This is a genomic window from Xanthomonas bonasiae (assembly GCF_017163705.1).
In the GTDB taxonomy this organism is placed as follows: Bacteria; Pseudomonadota; Gammaproteobacteria; order Xanthomonadales; family Xanthomonadaceae; genus Xanthomonas_A; species Xanthomonas_A bonasiae.
Genome location: NZ_JAFIWB010000045.1, coordinates 1 through 20,443, shown reverse-complemented (window position 1 = coordinate 20,443; position 20,443 = coordinate 1). Strand labels below are relative to the sequence as shown.

16 protein-coding genes are annotated in these 20,443 nt (G+C 70.6%); 7 read left to right on the top strand and 9 right to left on the bottom strand.

What is annotated here, in order from left to right; translation table 11 throughout:
- Positions 1-206 precede the first annotated feature (206 nt).
- From JR064_RS22295 to JR064_RS22285, 3 genes are read right to left on the bottom strand one after another with little or no spacing between them, the layout of a single operon-like run.
- Positions 207-611: a hypothetical protein gene (locus tag JR064_RS22295; RefSeq protein WP_206231183.1), complete on the bottom strand. Its 405-nt coding sequence runs from the start codon at positions 609-611 to the stop codon at positions 207-209.
- Between the two features lie 42 nt (positions 612-653).
- A complete protein-coding gene (locus JR064_RS22290) occupies positions 654-1,421 on the bottom strand; it encodes a LytR/AlgR family response regulator transcription factor (protein WP_179568910.1) in 768 nt (255 codons plus the stop codon).
- Positions 1,414-2,703: a sensor histidine kinase gene (locus tag JR064_RS22285; protein ID WP_179569438.1), complete on the bottom strand. Its 1,290-nt coding sequence runs from the start codon at positions 2,701-2,703 to the stop codon at positions 1,414-1,416. The genes JR064_RS22290 and JR064_RS22285 overlap by 8 nt, the downstream gene beginning before the upstream one ends.
- 224 nt (positions 2,704-2,927) lie before the next feature.
- Here JR064_RS22285 and JR064_RS22280 point away from each other — a divergent pair, with 224 nt between their 5' ends.
- The gene (locus JR064_RS22280) at positions 2,928-4,139 is read left to right on the top strand and encodes an FAD-dependent oxidoreductase (RefSeq protein ID WP_206231182.1); all 1,212 of its coding nucleotides are present in this window, start codon (positions 2,928-2,930) and stop codon (positions 4,137-4,139) included.
- A 263-nt stretch (positions 4,140-4,402) separates the two neighbouring features.
- Here the strand turns inward: JR064_RS22280 and JR064_RS22275 are convergent, their stop codons facing one another.
- The 3 genes from JR064_RS22275 to JR064_RS22265 are packed head-to-tail and all read right to left on the bottom strand — an operon-like array spanning position 4,403 to position 5,484.
- The gene (locus JR064_RS22275; protein WP_179568914.1) at positions 4,403-4,621 is read right to left on the bottom strand and encodes a hypothetical protein; all 219 of its coding nucleotides are present in this window, start codon (positions 4,619-4,621) and stop codon (positions 4,403-4,405) included.
- A complete protein-coding gene (locus JR064_RS22270; RefSeq protein ID WP_179568916.1) occupies positions 4,602-5,051 on the bottom strand; it encodes a type II 3-dehydroquinate dehydratase in 450 nt (149 codons plus the stop codon). Before JR064_RS22270 ends, JR064_RS22275 begins: the two co-directional genes overlap by 20 nt.
- 10 nt (positions 5,052-5,061) lie before the next feature.
- A complete protein-coding gene (locus tag JR064_RS22265; RefSeq protein ID WP_206231181.1) occupies positions 5,062-5,484 on the bottom strand; it encodes a hypothetical protein in 423 nt (140 codons plus the stop codon).
- Between the two features lie 279 nt (positions 5,485-5,763).
- Here JR064_RS22265 and JR064_RS22260 point away from each other — a divergent pair, with 279 nt between their 5' ends.
- Positions 5,764-7,356 carry an APC family permease gene (locus JR064_RS22260; RefSeq protein ID WP_206231180.1) on the top strand — a complete coding sequence of 531 codons (1,593 nt, stop codon included), beginning with the start codon at positions 5,764-5,766 and terminating at the stop codon, positions 7,354-7,356.
- A gap of 19 nt (positions 7,357-7,375) precedes the next feature.
- On the opposite strand, the gene JR064_RS22255 is transcribed toward JR064_RS22260, so the two are convergent.
- Positions 7,376-7,912 (bottom strand): hypothetical protein, encoded by a 537-nt coding sequence (locus JR064_RS22255; RefSeq protein ID WP_338123914.1) that lies wholly within the window; start codon positions 7,910-7,912, stop codon positions 7,376-7,378.
- Between the two features lie 14 nt (positions 7,913-7,926).
- Complete coding sequence (locus tag JR064_RS22250; RefSeq protein ID WP_206231179.1) at positions 7,927-9,585, bottom strand: M28 family peptidase; 1,659 nt, start codon at positions 9,583-9,585, stop codon at positions 7,927-7,929.
- Positions 9,586-9,880: 295 nt separating this feature from the next.
- Here JR064_RS22250 and JR064_RS22245 point away from each other — a divergent pair, with 295 nt between their 5' ends.
- The 5 genes from JR064_RS22245 to JR064_RS22225 all read left to right on the top strand — a co-directional run bounded on the left by JR064_RS22245 (position 9,881) and on the right by JR064_RS22225 (position 18,561).
- Complete coding sequence (locus JR064_RS22245) at positions 9,881-11,338, top strand: glycoside hydrolase family 5 protein (protein WP_206231178.1); 1,458 nt, start codon at positions 9,881-9,883, stop codon at positions 11,336-11,338.
- Positions 11,339-11,678: 340 nt separating this feature from the next.
- A complete protein-coding gene (locus tag JR064_RS22240; protein WP_206231177.1) occupies positions 11,679-14,579 on the top strand; it encodes a M16 family metallopeptidase in 2,901 nt (966 codons plus the stop codon).
- Between the two features lie 279 nt (positions 14,580-14,858).
- Positions 14,859-15,641: a DUF72 domain-containing protein gene (locus JR064_RS22235; protein WP_206231176.1), complete on the top strand. Its 783-nt coding sequence runs from the start codon at positions 14,859-14,861 to the stop codon at positions 15,639-15,641.
- Between the two features lie 480 nt (positions 15,642-16,121).
- Complete coding sequence (treA, locus tag JR064_RS22230) at positions 16,122-17,813, top strand: alpha,alpha-trehalase TreA (RefSeq protein ID WP_179568934.1); 1,692 nt, start codon at positions 16,122-16,124, stop codon at positions 17,811-17,813.
- 52 nt (positions 17,814-17,865) lie between these two features.
- Positions 17,866-18,561 carry an AIM24 family protein gene (locus JR064_RS22225; protein ID WP_179568936.1) on the top strand — a complete coding sequence of 232 codons (696 nt, stop codon included), beginning with the start codon at positions 17,866-17,868 and terminating at the stop codon, positions 18,559-18,561.
- A 646-nt stretch (positions 18,562-19,207) separates the two neighbouring features.
- Here the strand turns inward: JR064_RS22225 and JR064_RS22220 are convergent.
- Positions 19,208-19,981, bottom strand: a complete 774-nt coding sequence (locus JR064_RS22220) for a lytic transglycosylase domain-containing protein (RefSeq protein WP_179568938.1) — start codon at positions 19,979-19,981, stop codon at positions 19,208-19,210.
- Positions 19,982-20,443: the final 462 nt, after the last annotated feature.

Here is a 20,443-nt window from a genome sequence, read left to right as displayed (position 1 = left end):
CGCGAGCTTCCTGTAGGAGCGGCTTCAGCCGCGACGAACGAAGCCATCCTGCTATCCGGCTTCGGAAACAGTCGGGACTGAAGTCCCTCCCACAGTGCACCCAGCCGGTCGGCCGCAAGCCCCTTGTGGGAGCGACTTCAGTCGCGACGCGCGGAGTCAGAAACCGCAACAGTAGCGGGGCCCAATCCCGAGACGCCAGCCGCCCCTCAGCCCTGCGCGCACGGCTGCGTCGCGGCCGATGTCTCGGGAGCGACGCATTGGCCGAAGTCGCGCGGCAGGCCGCCGATCTCGCGGCGCTGGCCGACCTGCAGGTCGAACTCCTGCAGCATGCGCGGCGCGCACGGGGCCGCCGCTGCACTGCCGGCGGCCGCGGTCGGCGCCGCGCAGGCGGCGTAGACCTGGTAGTGGCAGCGCCCGCTGCGGCTGTCGACGCAGCGGAACGTGGCCAGCCCACCGCGGTAGCTGGTGCGGCTGAAGATCACCGCGGCCCCGCGCTCGCTGGTGTGCACCACGGTCTCGCGGTGGGCGTCGGTGGACAGGTCGAAGGTGGCGTGACCCTGGCATCCGACGATGCCGAGCAGACACGACCACAGCGCGGAGAGCAGACGCATGGCGAATTCCTTGTTCCAGTGCGGAGATGCGGGAGGCGGCGTTTACATGCCGCGAAACAGACTCATGTACGGCAGGCTGACGGTCAGCACTTCGTCGCGGTGGCGCAGCTTCATCCGGCCCTTGCCGGTGTCGTCGCGGACCACCGAGGCCACCGCTTTCAGGTTGACGATGGTGGACCGGTGGATCTGCCGGAACGCGGCCGGATCCAGCACCTCCAGCAGTTCGCGCAGCGGCGTGCGCAGCAGCGCTTCGCCGTCGCGGGTCAGCACCGTGGTGTACTTGTTGTCGGCCTGGAAATAGACCACGTCGTCGAGCAGGATCAGCCGCGTCTCGCGGCCGCTGTTGGCGGTGATCCAGGCCAGCGGCGGCGGTGCGCTGGGCGATGGCGGGCGCTGTCCCAGGCGTTGCAGCAGCGCATCCAGCACCGCCACGTCCGGCCCCTGCGCGGCGCGCGCCTGCAGCCGCTGCACGGTCGCCTGCAGGCGCTCGCGCACGATCGGCTTGAGCAGGTAGTCCACCGCGCCCTGCTCGAACGCATCGATCGCGTACTGGTCGTAGGCGGTGACGAACACCACCTGCGTGCGCGGACTCAACTCGCCCAGCGCGCGCGCCACCTCGATGCCGCTCAGGCCGGGCATGCGGATGTCCAGGAAGGCCACGTCCGGCTGGTGCTCGGCCAGGCGCTCCAGCGCGCTGGCGCCGTCCTCGCATTCGGCGACGATGCGCAGCTGCGGCCAGACGTCGCCGAGCAGCCCGACCAGTGCGGTGCGCAGCAGTTCCTCGTCTTCGGCGATGACGGCGTCAACCATGACCGGCTCCCGACGGCAGCGGCGGCGGCGGCGGGGACGACGGCGACGGCGGATACGGCAAGGTGATCGTCGCGGCCACGCCGCTGGGGAAGTTGGACACGATCGCGAACGTGGCCGCGCCGGCATAGGTCAGGCGCAGGCGCTCGCGCAGGTTCTTCAGGCCGATGCCGGTGCCGCTGGACTGGCTGTTGAACCCCAGGCCGTCGTCGGCGACGGTGATGGTGGCGTGGTCGTCGAACGCGCGCGCCAGGATCCAGACCGTGCCGCCGCCGGGCTTGGGTTCCAGGCCATGCTTGATCGCGTTCTCGACCAGGGTCTGCAGCATCATCGACGGCAGCGGCAGGGTCTTCATCGCCTCCGGTACCTGCAGTTCCAGCTGCAGCCGCGCGCCCATGCGGATCCTGAGGATCTCCAGGTAGGCCTGGGTGCGTTCCAGTTCCTCGGCGAGCGAACTCAGCGCGTCCTCGGCGCTGGGCAGCGAGCGGCGCAGGTACTGGATCAGGTAACCGAGCATCAGGTCGGCGCGCGGCGGATCGGTGCGCGCCAACACCTGCGCGCTGGCCAGGGTGTTGTACAGGAAGTGCGGCTCGACCTGCGCGTGCAGCAGATTCAGCCGCGCCACGGTCAGCTCCTGATCGGTGGCGGCCTGCTTGGCGGCGGCCTGCTCGTCGCGGCGCAACTCGGCGACGCGGCGCGCCACCGCGCGGCTCAGCGCCTCGGCGTTCTCGTAGTTGCTGCCCTCGTCGACCGCGAACAGGTCGATCCAGGCGCTGGCGTCCGGTTCCAGCAGCAGGGTCAGGCTGCTGGTGCCGGCGCCGGGCGTCAGCGTCGCCAGCACCTGGTTGCGCTTGACCGCGAAGCGTGCGGCCAGGTTCCAGCGCGATGGCGTGCGGCCGTTGTACGGATCGATGCGACGCACCTTGGCGCGCACCTGCAGGCTGTCGGCGGCGCTCTCGACCTCTTCCACCCGCGGCAGTTCGCGCACCGCCGCATCGACCAGCGCGAACGCCTCGCGGGTGTCCAGCGGGATCTCGATCTGGCGGCGCTGGCGGCTGGACAGGGTGGCGTTGTCCAGCCGCCCGGCGATCAGCCAGACCCGGCGCAGATGGGTGATGCCGGCGACCAGCGCCGACAGCATCAGCAGCATCGCCAGCAGGCCGAAGAACCAGCCGGGCCGGTCTTCCATGCCGTAGAACAGGCCGCTCCAGACGAAGCCGGCGACGATCACCGCCGCGACCCAGGCGCACAGCAGGCGGAGAATCAGGGACACGCTGGAAAACATGGCGGCGGGGATCGGTGACATGGCCGCGAGCATAGCCGCGGCAGCGCAGGCCGCCAGTCCCCTTGCGACAAAACCATGCACGTGCGGACGGAACCTCGGATCGGCGGAGCCAAACCGCGGCGCCGCGTCGGCCGTGCGTCCACGCGCGCCTATCGCGGGCATGCCGCAGCGACGCGGGTGCGCACGCTCGCTTAGACTTCGCCCGTCACGATCAGGAGTCCGGCATGCACCGACGACACTTCCTGCGCAGCGGCGCACTGGCCGCCGCCGCCTTCGGCGCCGGTCCCCTGCTCGCGCAGCCGCGGCGCGGCGCCGCGGTGCCGCAGCCAGCGCCGCTGCCGCTCCTTCCCGCGGCGTCCGCCCCCGCGGCCGCCTTCGCGGCGCCGGCGCCGCTGGCGCCGATCCGCGCCAGCGCCGACCGCATCGTCGCGCTGCACGCGTGCACGCGGCCGTTCCGCGCGCAGGGGCCGCGCATCGAGGCCGAACGCATCGGCCGCAAGACCGTGATCCACAACTACGGCCATGGCGGCAGCGGCTGGTCGCTGTCGTGGGGATCGGCGGCGATCGCCACGCAGCTGGCGCGCGCCACCGGCCAGACCCAGCTGGCGGTGATCGGCTGCGGCGCGATCGGCCTGACCACCGCGCTGGTCGCGCAGCGCGCCGGACTGCGCGTGCGCATCTACGCCAGGGAGCGGCCGCCGGAAGTGCGTTCCTCCTTCGCCACCGGGGTGTGGTCGCCGGATTCGCGGGTGTGCAGCAGCGCCTACGCCACGCCCGAGTTCGGGCGGCGCTGGGAGCGGATGGCGCGCACGTCGTTCGACATGTACCAGAACCTGCTCGGCCTGCCCGGCGACCCGATCGAGTGGCGCGACGGCTATGTGCTGTCGGATGTGCCGTTCGACCAGCCCGGCGGCCATGGCGGCAACGGCGAACCCGACTACCCGCCGCTGGAGGCGCAATATCTGGCCGACCTGGGCCCGCGCTCGCAGCCGCTGGCGGCAGGCCAGCATCCGTTCCGGGTGGCGCACGTGCGCCGCTACACGCAACTGGTGTTCAACATCAGCGCCTACGCGCGGCTGCTGCTGGACGATTTCCTCGCCGCCGGCGGCGAGATCGAGACGCGCGAGTTCGCAAGCCCGCGCCAGTTCGCCGACCTGCGCGAGAAGACCCTGGTCAACGCCACCGGCTACGGCGCGCGCGCCCTGCTCGGCGACGACAGCCTGGTGCCGGTGCGCGGACAGACCGCGCGGCTGGTGCCGCAGCCGGAAGTGACGTACGGGCTGGTCTATCGCGGCCACAACCTCAACGTGGTGCCACGCCGCGACGGCATCCTGGTGCAGGCGCAGGCCGACGGCGATTTCGGCAATCCCGATGCCACTCCGGACCGTGCCGCCTCGGAAGCGGCGGTGGCGCGGCTGGCCACCCTGTTCGCGTAAGCGGCGCCGCGGCGCGCCGCATGCCGGCCACGCCGTGGCGGCCGCGGCGTCGGTTCGCAGGAGCCGGAGCGCCTCGGTAGACGGAGATGCCGCCTACGCGCCGCAGCGCGCTGGTTCGCTTGCAACGCCGAGGCGGCCGCGGTAGTGCCGAAACCCCGTCGTCTCGATCCGCGGGCGCGGTGCATGCGCTTCGCTCGCGGCCAGCATGCGCTCGCCCTGCTGTCGCCTCCGCGACCAGCCGGCATGCGTGGCGTGCACGTGCGCTACAGCCGGCTGACGCTGCGAATGCGGATCTCGTCGCTGTCCACGCCATGCCGCTGCGCGGCCTGCGCGCGCAGCTGCTGCAGCAGGCGTTGCGGGTCCAGCGGCGCAGCGTCGTCCCAGCTGTGCGCCAGCGTGCCCCAGGCCACGCGCTGGCCGAAGCTGTAGGCGTCGTAGTCGGCCAGGTAGTGGCGCGCGCGCTCAGGTGCCGACGTGGACATCGCCTTCGTAGCCGTTGCAGCCCAGGTGTTCCAGCGCGATCGACAAGGCCAGCGCGTAGCTCTGCGCGCAATAGCCGCCGACCTGCCCCACGCGCTGCCGCGAGGCCGCGCACAGGCACGGTTCGCGCTGGTCGCAGGCATCGTCGTGCACTTCCACGTACGGCCGGCCGAGGTGCGCGACCGCGGCGGCGGTGGCGGCGCTGTCCGAGCACGCGCCCGGATCCAGCAGCAGCATTTCCACCGCCGCCGCATCGGCCTGGGCCAACGCCTGCAGCAGTTCGCTCTCGCTGGCGCAGCCGCGCACCGCCAGGGTCTTGCCGGCACGGCCGGCGTGCTCGAGCAACTGCCGCATCACCCGCGGCGCGATGCGCGCGGGGCGGCCGCGATGGCCGGCCACGCAGTCCGGGCCGCGCAACAACAGGATCGACATGGCGGCGCCCTCAGTTGGCCAGCGCCGCACGCGCGCCGAGATGGCGCGAGGCCACGCCCAGCGCGATCGCGTAGCTGTCGGCGAGCGCGCCATTGGCGATCACCGTCAGCAGCGGCGCGTGGCGCGGATGCAGCAGCGGCTCCAGCGCCTGCGCGCTGGCGTCGTGCACTTCGATGTAGGGATGGCCCAGCGCATCGAGCGCCTCGCGCAGGTGCGCGCCGTGATCGGCCAGGTCCGCGGCCGGCAGCTCGCCGGAGTCCAGCAGCACCAGTTCGGTCTCGTCGTGCGCACCCTGCTGCAGCCGCGCCACGATCTGCGCCGCATCGGCACAGGCCACCGGCACCACCCGGGCGCCGGACGCGCCGGCCAGGCGCCGCGCAACGGCAATGGCCGGCGCATCGCGGTGCGGGCCTTGAATCACCAGAATCGACATGGAACACATCCAACGGAAAGGACGCTGCAGACTCTAGGCCTGTGCCGCGTAAGCGCGCCATTGCGGTAGGCGGCTGGGGCGTAAAGCTTGCGTAAGAAGTGCCGGGATTGGGGATTGGGGATTCGGGATTGGAAAAACCCAAGCCGGTAGCGCCCCCGCTTCGCGACCATCGCCTTTACGAATCCCCCAATCCCCAATCCCGAATCCCGGCCGTGCGACGCCCGGCCGCATCTGCGATCATCTCCGGTTTCCCGCTGCCGACGCCGCCAGGAACCTTCCATGACCCAAACCGCCTTGCGCCGCGATGTCGGCCCATTCGCCCTGATGCTGACCGGCCTGGGTTCGATCATCGGCTCCGGCTGGCTGTTCGGCGCCTGGCGCGCGGCCGGGCTGGCCGGCCCCGGCGCGGTCTGGGCCTGGCTGCTGGGCGCGGCGATCGTCACCACCATCGCCCTGGCCTATGCCGAACTGGGTGCGATGTTCCCCGAGTCCGGCGGCATGGTCCGCTACAGCCACTACTCGCACGGCTCGCTGGTCGGTTTCATCGCCGGCTGGGCCAACTGGATCGCGATCGTGTCGGTGATCCCGGTCGAGGCCGAGGCCTCGGTGCAGTACATGGCCTCGTGGCCGTGGCAGTGGGCGCAGGATCTGTACGTGCAGCAGCCCGGCGGCGCCGGCGAGCTGTCGGTGCCGGGCCTGTACATCGCCGCGGCGCTGGTGCTGGTGTATTTCCTGCTGAACTTCTGGAGCGTGAAGCTGTTCGCGCGCTCCAACAGCCTGATCACCGTGTTCAAGCTGGTGGTGCCGGCGCTGACCGGCGTGGCCCTGATCGCCAGCGGGTTCCACAGCGAGAACTTCAGCGTCGGCCTGCACGGCGGCACGCATACGATCGATTTCGCCGCGGTGCTGACCGCGGTGGCCACCGCCGGCATCGTGTTCAGCTTCAACGGCTTCCAGAGCCCGGTGAACCTGGCCGGCGAAGCGCGCGATCCCGGGCGCAGCATCCCGTTCGCGGTGCTCGGCTCGATCGCGCTGGCCACGGTGATCTACCTGATCCTGCAGGTGGCCTACATCGGCGCGGTGCCGCCGGAACTGCTGGCCAAGGCCGGCTGGCACGGCATCGACTTCCGCTCGCCGTTCGCGCAGCTGGCGATCATCGTCAACCTGCATTGGCTGGCGATGCTGCTGTACGTGGACGCCTTCGTCAGCCCCAGCGGCACCGGCATCACCTACACCGCGACCACCGCGCGGATGATCTACGGCATGGAACGCAACGGCACCCTGCCGGCGGTACTGGGCAAGCTGCATCCGCACTGGGGCGTGCCGCGCCCGGCGATGTTCTTCAACCTGGCGGTGTCCTACCTGTTCCTGTTCTTCTTCCGCGGCTGGGGCACGCTGGCGGCGGTGATCTCGGTGGCCACGATCATCTCCTACCTGACCGGCCCGATCAGCGCGATGGCGCTGCGCCGGCACGCGCCGGAGATGCACCGCCCGCTGCGCATCTTCGGCCTGCCGGTGCTGGCCGCCACCGCGTTCGTGCTGGCCACCGAGCTGCTGTACTGGGCGCGCTGGCCGCTGACCGGCGAGATCATCGTGCTGATGCTGGTGGCGCTGCCGGTGTACGCCTACTACCAGCACCGCCAGGGCTGGAAGGAGTTCGGCAAGCACCTGCGCGGCGCCAGCTGGCTGATCGCCTACCTGCCGACCATCGCGCTGCTGTCGTGGGCCGGCAGCACCACCTTCGGCGGGCATGGCTACCTGTCCTACGGCCCGGACCTGATCGTGGTCGGCGTGGTCGCGCTGGGCTTCTATTTCTGGGGCGTGCGCGCCGGCTGGCGCACCCCGTCGCTGCAGCAGGCCAGCGCCGGCTGAGGCCGGCGTCGGCGCGGGGTCAGCGCAGCGCCTGCAGCAGGCGCGAGACCAGCGTGGCGCCGACGAACCCGGGCAGGCTGCACAGCAACGCCATGGTGAAGGTCTCGATGAAATCGCGCCGCGTGTCCAGTACCGCGAACGCGATGCCGAGGCAGATCAGCGACAGCAGCAGCCCGACCACGCCGATCCGCGCATGCGCGCGCCAGCCGTGCAGCCGCGGCCAGTACCACGCGGCGACAGCGCCGGTCAGCAGCGCCGGCACCGCGCCGAACAGATAGGAAAACAGCGAGATCGCCAGCGCCCCCGCCAGCGCATCGATCGGCGCGTCGCCGCCATCCAATGCGCCGAACAGCAACAGCGGCAGCGCCACCACGAACGTTCCCAGCGGCGGCCCCCCGATCAGGAACGCCAGCACCACGCCGGTGCGCACCAACCCGGGATGCAGCGGGTCGACGGCATCGGCCGCATCGGGCAGGGTGTCTTGCCCGACCGCAGGCGCAGGCGGGTGGAGCGTGTCCGGCGCCGCCGGCGCGACGTCCGGCGGGTCGGCGGACACGCCTCAGCCCCGGCTCACTGCCGCTGCGCCGCGCTGGCGTCGCGGGTGGCGCGGAACTCCGAGTCGCTGCTCCAGTTCGGCCATTGCGGCGAGTTGGCCAGCTCGCTGCCCAGCGTGTACAGCACCTGCAGGTCGCGCGCGGCGCCGGCGAAGGTCCAGCTCGGCAGCCATTCGTCGCCGGGCTGGTGATAGCGCTTGGCGGTGTAGTCGTCCGACGCCGCCTTGCCGGCCTTGACCCCGCCATCCACCCAGTCCTGCCCGGCCGAGAACGACAGCGCCGGCACGCCGCGCTTGGCGAAGGAGAAGTGGTCGGAGCGGAAGAAGTAGCCGGCTTCCGGCTTCGGATCCGGCGTGTAGCGCAGGTCCCAGCGCTTGGCGACCGTCTTCAGATCGTCGAGCAGGTCCAGCTTGGCGGTGCCGTAGATGCCGAAATCGCGCGACGGGCCGAACGGGCTCATGCCGTCCATGTTGATCACCGCCACCGTGCGCGCCAGCGGATACAACGGCTTGGACGCGTAGTACTCCGAGCCGAGCAGGCCCTTCTCCTCGGCGGTGACCGCCAGGAACACCACCGAGCGCTGCGGCGTCGGGCCCTTGGCGAACACGCGCGCCAGTTCCAGCAGCGCGGCGGTGCCGCTGGCGTTGTCCAGCGCGCCGTTGAAGATGCGGTCGCCGTTGGCGTCGGGCGCGCCGACGCCGATGTGGTCCCAGTGCGCGGTGTAGATCACGCTGTCGTCCGGATGGGTGCTGCCGGGCAGCCGCGCGACCACGTTGTGCGAAGTGATGACCTCCGACTTCACCGCATAGTCGGCATGCAGGCGCTCGCCCTTCAGTTCCACCGGCTTGAACTCGCGCGATTGCGCCTGCTTCTTCAGGGCCTCGAAATCCAGCCCGGCGCGCTTGAACAGGTCCACCGCCAGGTCGCGCTGGATCCAGCCTTCGAGCGTGGGATGCGCGGCCTTGGGATCGTCGCGGACCACGTCGAACATGCTGTTGGTGTTGGAGCTGGCCACCGTGGCCCAGCCGTACGAGGCCGGGGCGGTCTCGTGCACGATCAGCACGCCGGCCGCGCCCTGCCGCGCGCCCTCTTCGTACTTGTAGGTCCAGCGGCCGTAGTAGGTCATGCCCTTGCCGTCGAACGCGCCCTTGCCGGTCTCGAAGTCCGGGTCGTTGATCAGCACCACCGCGATCTTGCCCTTCAGGTCCACGCCCTTGAAGTCGTCCCAGCCGCGTTCCGGCGCCTTGACCCCGTAGCCGACGAACACCAGCGGCGCGCCGTCGATGGCGACCTGGCTGCTGCCGTCGAGCGCGGCGCGCACGGCGATCTGCTGGCCCTGGGTCAGCGCCTGGCGCTGGCCACCGGCCTCGACCGCCACCTGCGGCGTGCCGACGATGTCGGCGCGGCGCAGCGGCACCGCCTGCGTCCACAGGCGCTTGCCGTCCTGCAGGTCGCCGCCCGGCTGCAGGCCCGCGGCCTGGAACTGCGCGCTCAGGTAGGCCACGGTCTTGTCCTCGCCCGGCGTGGCCGGCGCACGGCCTTCGTACGCGTCGGAGGACAGCGTCTTGACGTCGGCGGAAATGCGCTTGGTGTCGAAATTCGGTGCCGACGGCGGCGCCGCCATCAGTGCGCCGGAAATCGCCAGCGCCAGCATGCCCATGATCGGTCGCTTCACTCTTGCCCCTTGGATGGATGTACCCGCCCGAGTGTAGCGACGCCGGCGGCGAGCGGCCAAGCAGGGCCGGCGCCGCCCAGAAAGACGTGACGCACTGCTCGGATTGCCATCTGCGCATGCTCTAATCGCCGCGCTCGCCAAGCGCATCGCAGCGCTCGTGGACAAGCCGCCCTTCTGTGCCGGCAATCACGACGCCCGCCGCATCGGCTCCCGATGATGGCCGCCATGCGCCCCGCCGGCGCCCCCACCTTTGGCCGTTCCATCTTGGACCGGCCGTTTTCGGAGAACCAGAGAGATGTCGACGTCGAAAAAATCCCGCATCACCCGCTGCCTGCTGGCCGCGGCGCTATTGGCGGCCAGCGGTTCGGCCTGGAGCTACGCCATCAACGGCGGCAAGGTGGTGGACGACAGCGGCAATCCCGTGCAGCTGCGTGGCGTCAACTGGTTCGGCTTCGAGACCAACGTGCACAGCGTGCACGGCCTGTGGGCGCGCAACTGGAAGGACATGATCACGCAGATGCAGGGCCTGGGCTTCAACGCCGTGCGCCTGCCGTTCTGCCCGCAGACCTTGAACGGCACCGCGCCGAGCAGCATCGACTACGGCCTCAATCCGGACCTGCAGGGCCTGAGCGCATTGCAGGTGATGGACAAGGTGATCAACGAACTCAGCAGCCGCGGCATGTACGTGCTGCTCGATCACCACACGCCGGACTGCAACGCGATTTCCGAGCTGTGGTACACCTCCTCCTACAGCGAGCAGCAATGGCTCGCCGACCTGACCTTCGTCGCCAAGCGCTACGCAAGCGTGCCGGGCGTGATCGGCCTGGACCTGAAGAACGAGCCGCACGGCGCCGCCACCTGGGGCAGCGGCAACGCCGCCACCGACTGGAACAAGGCTGCCGAGCGCGCCTCGGCAGCGGTGCTGAAGGTGGCGCCGAAATGGCTGATCGTGGTCGAAGGCATCGGCGAGAACGGCAACTGCTCCAGCAGCGGCGGCCACTTCTGGGGCGGCAACCTGGAGCCGCTGGCCTGCACCGCGTTGAACATCCCGGCCAACCGCCTGCTGCTGGCGCCGCACGTGTACGGCCCGGACGTGTTCATGCAGTCCTACTTCAGCGCCTCCAATTTCCCGGCCAACATGCCGGCGATCTGGGAGCAGCACTTCGGCCAGTTCGTGCAGTCCGGCCACGCGCTGCTGCTCGGCGAGTTCGGCGGCAAGTACGGCCAGGGCAATGCGCTGGACGTGAAGTGGCAGAACGCGCTGGTCGACTACCTGATCGGCAAGGGCATCCACAGCGGCTTCTACTGGTCGTGGAATCCGAACAGCGGCGACACCGGCGGCATCCTCAACGACGACTGGTCCTCGGTGCGCACCGACAAGGTCACCCTGCTGAAGAAACTGTGGGGCGATTCCAGCAGCACCACGCCGGCACCGACGCCCACCCCGACGCCGACGCCTACTCCAACGCCGACTCCCACGCCCACGCCGACCCCGGGCAGCGCCAGCTTCAGCACCAAGACCATCGTCGACAGCGACTGGAACGCCGGCTATTGCCACCGCGTGCAGGTGACCAACACCGGCAGCGCGAGCGGCAACTGGGCGGTCAGCCTGTCGATCGGCGGCACCGTCAACAACCTGTGGAATGCCACCTGGTCGCAGTCCGGCAGCACGCTCAAGGCATCCGGCGTGGACTGGAACAAGGCCCTGGCGCCCGGCGCCACCGCCGAATTCGGCTTCTGCGCCGCGCGCTGACCGCGTGCAATGAAAGCGCCGCCGCGCACACCGCGCGGTGACAATGCGAACGGCAGCGTCCCACGACGCTGCCGTTCGCATTTGCGGCGACGCAGCGCGCCCGCCGCGCTTTCGATGCGGACCTCGCCAGGGTGCGGGAGTTCGTCGGGGTCGCGCCGGACGATCGCTCGCGACGGGCTCGCTCGGCAAGTCCATCGCCACCGACTCTCTCCCGGTTCCCGACGCTCGGCAAGGCGAGCGGGAGAACGCGTCTTGGCCGCCGCCGCTGTGCCATAAGTCACGTTCCGAGCCCGGCGTGCGCCCACTATGCTGGCTCATTCTCCTCATCAGGCCCGGCCCCATGCTTCGACCCTTGTCGTTGTTGATCTCCAGCATCCTCACTCTTGGCGTCGGCGCCGCCATCGCACCGGCCAGCGCCGCGCCGCCAGCACTGGCGGCCAAGGCCAAGGCCACCGTGCCGGAGATCGCCTACACCCGCTTCACCCTGCCCAACGGCCTGACCGTGGTGGTGCACGAAGACCACAAGGCGCCGGTGGTGGCGGTGAGCATCTGGTACCACATCGGCTCCGGCGACGAGCCGGCCGGCAAGACCGGCTTCGCCCACCTGTTCGAGCACCTGATGTTCTCCGGCTCGGAAAACCACAAGGGCACCTATTTCCAGCCGTTCGAGAAGGTCGGCGCCACCGACATGAACGGCACCACCTGGTTCGACCGCACCAACTACTTCGAGACCGTGCCGACCACCGCGCTGGACATGGCGCTGTGGATGGAATCGGACCGCATGGGCCACCTGCTCGGCGCGATCGGACAGAAGGAACTGGATACCCAGCGCGGCGTGGTGCAGAACGAAAAGCGCCAGGGCGAGAACCGTCCGTACGGGCGCGTGGACGAGAACATCCTGGCCAACATCTTCCCGGCCAACCATCCGTACCAGCACGACACCATCGGCTCGATGGCCGACCTCGACGCGGCCTCGCTGGACGACGTCAAGCAGTGGTTCCACGACAACTACGGCGCCGCCAACACCACCCTGGTGCTGGCCGGCGACATCACCGTGGCCCAGGCCAAGGCCAAGGCCGAGCAGTACTTCGGCGACATCCCCGCCGGCAAGCCGGTGCCGCGCCAGCAGCCGTGGATCACCCCGCTGGCCAGGCAGACCCGCGGCGTCCAGCACGACCATGTCGCGCAGCCGCGCATCTACCGCACCTGGGTGGCGCCGCAGCTGGGCAGCGACGACGCCGTGCAGCTGGACCTGGCCACCACCGTGCTCGGCGGCGGCAAGACCAGCCGCCTGTATCAGCGCCTGGTGTACCGCGACAACCTGGTGGACGACGTCTCGGCCAGCATCCAGCCGTTCGCGCTGGCCAGCCAGCTGCAGATCACTGCCGACGTGAAGGACGGCGTGGACCCGGCCAAGGTCGAGGCCGCCATTGCCGACGAACTGAAGAAATTCCTGGCCGAAGGCCCGAGCGCCGACGAACTGCAGCGCGCCCAGGTCAACTACCGCGCCGGCTTCGTGCGCGGCCTGGAGAAGGTCGGCGGCTTCACCGGCAAGGCCGCGATCCTGGCCGAGGGCCAGGTCTACCGCAAGGATCCAGGCGCCTACAAGCACGACCTGGAGCGCGCGCAGGCGGCCACCGCGGCCAGCGTGCGCAAGGCCGCCGACACCTGGTTCGGCAAGGGCGACTACCTGCTGACCGTGCTGCCGGCCGGCGACGGCTTCGACCCGGTGGCCGAGGACAAGGCGGTCAAGCCGCTGCCCGCGGCCGACGGCAAGCCCGCGCCCACGCTGCCGGCCAAGGCCAGCTACAGCGTCGGCAAGAACCAGGTCGATCGCGCCGCCGGCATCCCGGAGACCACCCAGTTCCCGAGCCTGAGCTTCCCGCAGCTGCAGCGCGGCAAGCTCAAGAACGGCATCGAAGTGGTGCTGGCCGAACGCCACACCATCCCGGTGACCCAGGTCGAACTGCTGTTCGACGCCGGCTACGCGGCCGACCAGGGCGGCAAGCTCGGCACCGCCAACTTCACCGCGGCGCTGATGAACGAGAGCACCCGCAGCCTGGATTCGGTGGAAGTGGCGCAGCGCCGCCAGCGCCTGGGCGCGATCACCAGCGTGGCGTGCGAGCTGGACAGCTGCGCCGCCTCGCTCGACGCGCTCAACGACCAGCTGGCACCGTCGCTGGCGCTGTTCGCCGACATCGTGCGCAACCCGGCGTTCAAGGCCGAGGACATCGAGCGCATCCGCGGCCAGTGGCTGGCCTCCATCGCGCAGGAGAAGACCCAGCCGCAGGGCCTGGCGCTGCGCACCCTGCCGCCGCTGCTGTACGGCCCGCAGCATCCCTACGGCGTGCCGCTTACCGGCAGCGGCACCGAAACGGCGATCAAGAGCCTGAGCGCCAGCGACCTGACCGCGTTCCAGAACGGCTGGCTGCGCCCGGACAACCTGCGCATCCTGGTCGCCGGCGACACCACCCTGGCGCAGATCATCCCGCAGCTGGACGCGGCGTTCGGCGACTGGCAGCCGCCGGCGGCCACGCGCCCGAGCAAGACCCTGTCGCAGGTCGCCGCACAGCCCAAGCCGCGCGTGTTCCTGATCAACCGCGCCGACGCGCCGCAGTCGCTGATCCTGGCCGGCCTGCTGGCGCCGTCGACCAAGGCGCCGAACAACCTCGCCATCGGCGTGGCCAACGGCGCCTTCGGCGGCACCTTCACCTCGCGGTTGAACATGAACCTGCGCGAGGACAAGCGCTGGGCCTACGGCGCCAACAGCTTCATGCTGGATGCGCAGGGCCAGCGCCCGTTCCTGTTCTTCGCCCCGGTGCAGACCGACAAGACCGCCGAATCGGCTGCGGAGATCCTGAAGGAAGCCAAGGCCGTGGTCGGCGACAAGCCGCTGACCGCCGAGGAGATCGCCAAGATCAAGAACCAGCGCATCCGCGCCCTGCCGGGCAGCTTCGAGACCACCGGCGCGGTGCTGGGCGCGGTCGAGAGCATCGTCCAGTACGGGCGTCCGGACGACTACGTGCAGACCCTGAAGACGCGCCTGGAAGGCATCGACCAGACCGCGGCGGAAGCGGCGATCAAGGAAATCGTCGCGCCGCAGGCGATGACCTGGGTGATCGTCGGCGACCTCAAGCAGATCGAGGCGCCGGTACGCGCGCTGAAGCTGGGCGAGGTGCAGGTGCTGGACAGCGACGGCCAGCCGGTCAAGGCGAAGGCCAAGGCTGCCGGCAAGCAGTAAGGCAACACGCGCATGGCCGGGAGGTCCCGGCCATGCGTGGCAAGGCGGCGTGCGGGCGGATCGCCCGCGACGCCGGAACGTCTTGGCGTGGCGACGCGCGCGCAGTGGTGCATACGCTGCCCGATCCGTCCTTCAACGCAGCAGCACGCGCAGCAGCGCAGTGCCGAACATCGCATCTTCCACGCTGCACGCGTACCGCGATCGCACCCGGCCGCGCCCTTCACGGCACCTGGCCGCAGCGCTTGTTATGCCGGACACCCGTCCCGCCACCAGCAGCCGATGCCGACCGCTTCGCCACGCAGCGTCAACGCCGTACCGCGCATCCGCGTCGGCTGCGCCGGCTGGTCGATCGCCAGCACCCAGCGCGCGCTGGTCGGCGACGGCGCCAGCCAGCTGGCGCGCTATGCCACGCGTTTCGATGCCGTAGAGATCAATTCCACGTTCTACCGCGCCCACCGGGCAAGCACCTACCAGCGCTGGGCCGACAGCGTGCCGGCGGATTTCCGCTTCTCGGCCAAAGTGCCGCGCAGCATCACCCACGACGCGCGCCTGTATGCCGTCGCGCCGCTGCTGCAGGCCTTCCTCGGCGAAGTCGGCCACCTCGGCGACAGGCTCGGCTGCCTGCTGGTGCAACTGCCGCCGAGCCTGGCCTTCGATGCGCGCACCGCCGCCACCTTCTTCGCCATGCTGCGGCGCCGCTGGCACGGCGGCATCGCCTGCGAACCGCGCCACGCCAGCTGGTTCAGCGCGCGCGCCGAGGCCTTGTGGCAGCGCCACCGCATCGCCCGCGTCGCCGCCGATCCGGCGCTGAACGCCAGCGCCGCGCAACCCGCCGGCACCGCGGCGCCGGCCTATTGGCGCTGGCACGGCGCGCCGCGCGTCTACTACAGCGACTACGCCGACGACACGCTGCGCGGCCTGGCCGAGCGCGTCGCCGCCGCCACGCCGCACACGGACGAAGCCTGGGTGATCTTCGACAACACCGCGCTGGGCCACGCCCTCGCCAACGCCGCCACGCTGCAGGCGCAACTGCGCGCGCTCGGCGCCGGCACCGCCGGCTGACCGCCACGCCCCGACGGTTCCCGCCGTTTGCGGGACAAGGGCCCGCCCTGCTGCGGCAGGAACCGGACACTCGTTCGCCGCCCCTGTAGGAGCGGCTTCAGCCGCGACACACCGTGTCGGCACCCGGCTGCCGCCGATGCAAGGCGCTCCGCTTTCGTGCCGCCAGGTCCGCAGACTCGGGCCAGCGGCCAACATCGGCGCACTGCGCCGTCCGGCCCGCAGCGGCGGCGCCAAGCCCGGCAGGCGGCGGCGCCCGATTGGCCCCGCTCTTGCATCGCCTCCGGCATGTCTCCGCAACGCGCTCCGATTCAAGCCCACCGGCGCATGGCCGATATCGCCAGATCGGCCGATCGCGTCGCGCCTCGGCCGGACCGCTCCGCGCTTCCAGGTTTCGCCAGCGCGCGGCCGCCACAGCCGCCAGTCACCCGCCTCCTCCTTCGGTCGTTTACCATGCCGCACGCATCCTGCTCTGGACCCGAGATGAGCCATGCCGCTCCTCCCTGTTGCACGCCGCTGCTGAGCCTGTCGCTGGGCCTGCTGCTGGGCAACTACGACACCGCCTCGGCGCAGCCCGCGCCGACCGCGATGCAGACCGCGCCGGCGCCCGCGCCGCTGACCCCGGACCTGGCCTACCCCGAACTGTTCCAGGCGGTGCAGCAGCAGGAACTGTTCGACGACCAGAAGCACTTCGTCGATGCGCTGCCGCTGCGCGACCCGGCCCTGATCAACGCCGACTACCTGGCCCAGCGCCAGCAGCCGGACTTCGACCTGCGCCGCTTCGTCGCCGCCAACTTCGAGGAATCCGGCCCGGTGCAGACCGAGGCGATCCGCCAGGACACCGGCCTGCGCGAGCACATCGACGCGCTGTGGCCGCTGCTGGTGCGGCGCCAGGTGGACGTGCCGGCGCACAGCAGCCTGCTGTCGCTGCCGCAGCCCTACGTGGTGCCGGGCGGGCGCTTCCGCGAGGTCTACTACTGGGATTCGTACTTCACCATGCTCGGCCTGGTCGAGAGCGGCGAGCGCGAACGCAGCCGGCAGATGCTGGACAACTTCGCCTACCTGATCGACACCTACGGGCACATCCCCAACGGCAACCGCAGCTACTACCTGAGCCGCTCGCAGCCGCCGTTCTTCTCGCACATGGTGCAGTTGCAGGCCAAGGTGGAAGGCGACGCCGCCTATGCGCGCTACCTGCCGCAGCTGCAGAAGGAATACGCGTACTGGATGCAGGGCGCGCAGGCGCTGGCGCCGGGCAGCGCGCAGGCGCACGTGGTGCGGCTGGCCGACGGCAGCCTGCTCAACCGCTACTGGGACGCGCGCGACACGCCGCGCCCGGAAGCCTGGCTGCACGACGTGCGCACCGCCGCCGAGGCCAAGGACCGCCCGGCCGCCGAGGTCTACCGCGACCTGCGCGCCGGCGCCGAGAGCGGCTGGGACTATTCCAGCCGCTGGCTGGGCGACCGCAAGACCCTGGCCACGATCCGCACCACCGCCATCGTCCCGGTCGATCTCAACAGCCTGCTCTACCACCTCGAAACCACCCTGGCCCTGGCCTGCGCCAAGAACCCGGGCGCGGCCGGCTGCGACACCGACTACGCGGCCCTGGCCAGCGCGCGCAAGACCGCGATGGACAAGCACCTGTGGAGCGATGCCGGCTACTACGCCGACTACGACTGGCAGCAGCGCCGGCTGCGCGACCAGGTCACCGCCGCGGCGCTGTATCCGCTGTTCGTCGGCATCGCCTCGCCGGCGCGCGCCAAGCGCAGCGCCGACACCGTGCAGGCGCAGCTGCTGCGTCCCGGCGGCCTGGCCACCACCCGCCTACATACCGGCCAGCAATGGGACGAGCCCAACGGCTGGGCGCCGCTGCAATGGATCGCGGTGGACGGCCTGCGCCGCTACGGCCAGGACGCGCTGGCGCAGCGCATCGGCAGCCGCTTCCTGGCACGGGTGCAGGCGCTGTTCGCACAGCAGCACAAGCTGGTGGAGAAGTACGGCGTCGACGCCAAGGCGCAGGGCGGCGGCGGCGGCGAATACGCGCTGCAGGACGGCTTCGGCTGGACCAACGGCGTGACCCTGCTGTTGCTGGACCTGTACGCCAAGCAGGCGCCCGCCCCAGCGCTGACGCCGGCCGCGCAGCAGGCGCGGCAGCCGGAGCCGGCCACGCCCTGAGGCGCCGGCCGGCGGGTATGCTGCGATCCCTGCCCAGACCCAAGGATCGAAGATGAGCGTACGTACCCTGGCCGAATTCCTGTCGGCTTCGCGCGAGAAGGACGCCTCCGCGGACGCGTTCGAACTGGAAAGCCCGCACCTGCTGGAAGTGCGCCTGGACGGCCTGGTGTGGGCCAAGGCCGGGGCCATGGTCGCGCGCAAGGGCGCGGTCAAGTTCACCCGCCAGGGCCTGCTGGAACAGGGCCTGGGCAACCTGCTGAAGAAGGCGGTCAGCGGCGAAGGCATGCAGCTGATGAAGATCGAGGGCCAGGGCCGCGTCTATCTGGCCGACGCCGGCAAGAAGATCACCCTGCTGCGCCTGGCCGGCGAGTCGATCTTCGTCAACGGCAACGACGTGCTCGCCATCGAGGCCGGCATCGACAGCCAGATCACCATGATGCGCAAGGTCGCCGGCATGCTCTCCGGCGGCCTGTTCAACGTGCGCCTGAGCGGCCACGGCATCGTCGCCATCACCTCGCACTACGAACCGCTGACGCTGCCGGTGAACGCGCAGAGCGGCCCGGTGTTCACCGACCCCAACGCCACCGTGGCCTGGTCCGGCGGGCTGACCCCGGAGATCGTCGCCGACGTCAGCCTGGGCACGCTGCTCGGGCGCGGCTCCGGCGAGAGCATCCAGCTGCGCTTCGCCGGCGAAGGCTGGGTGGTGGTGCAGCCGTACGAGGAAGTGGCGCTGCAGGCGAAGAGCTGAGCCCGGGCGCCGGAGACCGGCGCCGGCATCAGCATGGACGCGCTGCCTGGACGCGGCTGCGGCGAGAGCATGCAGTTGCGTTTCGCAGGCGATCGCCGGGAATGGTGCAGTCGTACGAAGAAGTGGTGCTGCAGGCCAGGCGCTGAAGCCGAGCAACGGAGACCAGCGCCGGCGTCAGCCTGGACGCGCTGCCTGGACGCGGCTGCGGCGAGAGCATGCAGCTACGTTTTGGAGGCGATTGCGGGGAATGGTGCAGCGTACGAAGAAGTGGCGCTGCAGGCCAGGCGCTGAGGCCGAGCACCGGAGACCAGCGTCGGCGTCAGCCTGGACGCGCTGCCTGGACGCGGCTGCGGCGAGAGCATGCAGCTACGTTTTGGAGGCGATTGCGGGGAATGGTGCAGCCGTACGACGAAGTGGCGCTGCAGGCCGGGCGCTGAGGGCTGGCACACACGGTCAGCCTGGCTTGCCGATGGAATGGCCGGATGCCGCGCATAGCCGCCGGGTCGGTGCACCATGCTCCCTGCGCTGCCGCGCGCTGCGCGGACGCACCGTGGCGGCATGTATGCGGATGCCAGGTTCGATCGTGCGTGCGTCGGCGGGAAAGCGCGCGACCACGCGACCTGCAAGCCTTACGTGGGAACCCCCGCTACTGCGCCGGCGTTTCCGTCTTGATTCCCATCGCTTCGCGGTAGCGTTGATAGAGCGCCATCACCTTGTCGATGTAGTCGCGGGTTTCCGCATACGGCGGCACGCCGCGATAGCGCGCCACGGTGCCGATGCCGGCGTTGTAGGCGGCCGCGGCGAGCGTGCGGTCGCCCTGGTAGCGGCGCAGCAGCGACTGCATGTAGCGCGCGCCGCCGGCGATCGACTGGTCGGCGGCGAACGGATCGGCCACGCCGTATTCCTTCGCCACTTCGGGCATCAGCTGCATCACGCCCTGTGCGCCCTTCGGCGACACCGCTGCCGCGTCGAAGCCGCTTTCGGCGTGCGCGATCGCGCGCAACCACGGGTCGTCCACACCGGTGGCGCGCGCCGCGGCGCGGAATTGCTTGGCGTGCATGTTCAACTGCGGCGCGCCGACCTTGCCCAGTCCCGGATGCGCCGCCTCGCCCGGCGGAGTGACCGCGGTGAAGCGCAGGTACGGGCGCGACCCGGGCAGATTGCGCGTGGAATACACCAGGCGCCCGTCCTGCTCGCGCTCGTACAGGGTGCCGCTGAACACGCCCATGCTGCCCCACAGGTTGGGCGTGGCGATCGCGGCATCGTCGAGCTCCTTCGGCGTGCATTTGGAGCCCGGCTCCGGCGCGGTCGCCAGGCTGACCGTGCCGTCGCGCACGCAGCGGTACACCGTGCGCGCCTGCGCGCCGGCGACGACGCAGCACGACAGCAGCAGGACCAGCAGCGTTCGGGAACAGGGCATGGGCGGCTGACGGAACGGGCGAAGGCGGGCGCGCATCATCGCGCACCGGGCGTCGGCGCAGGTGAGGACCGGGCGGACGGCGCTTTCTGACGCGCGCCGTGTAGGAGCGGCTTCAGCCGCGACATGTTGCCGACGCCGCTGCAGTTCAGGCTCCGCTGTCGCGACTGAAGTCGCTCCCACAGGAGACTTGCGGCGCGCCGGCCGGGTGCACTGCGGGAGGGACTTCAGTCCCGGCTGCTTCCGAGATCGGATAGCCAGCCCGCTCCGTTCGTCGCGGCTGAAGCCGCTCCTGCAGGAGAGGCTTGCGGCGCGCCGGCCGGGTGCGCTGTGGGAGGGACTTCAGTCCCGACTGCTTCCGAGATCGGATAGCCAGACCACGCCATTTGTCGCGGCTGAAGCCGCTCCTACAGGAGAGGCTTGCGGCGAGCCGGCCGGGTGCACTGTGGGGGGACTTCAGTCCCG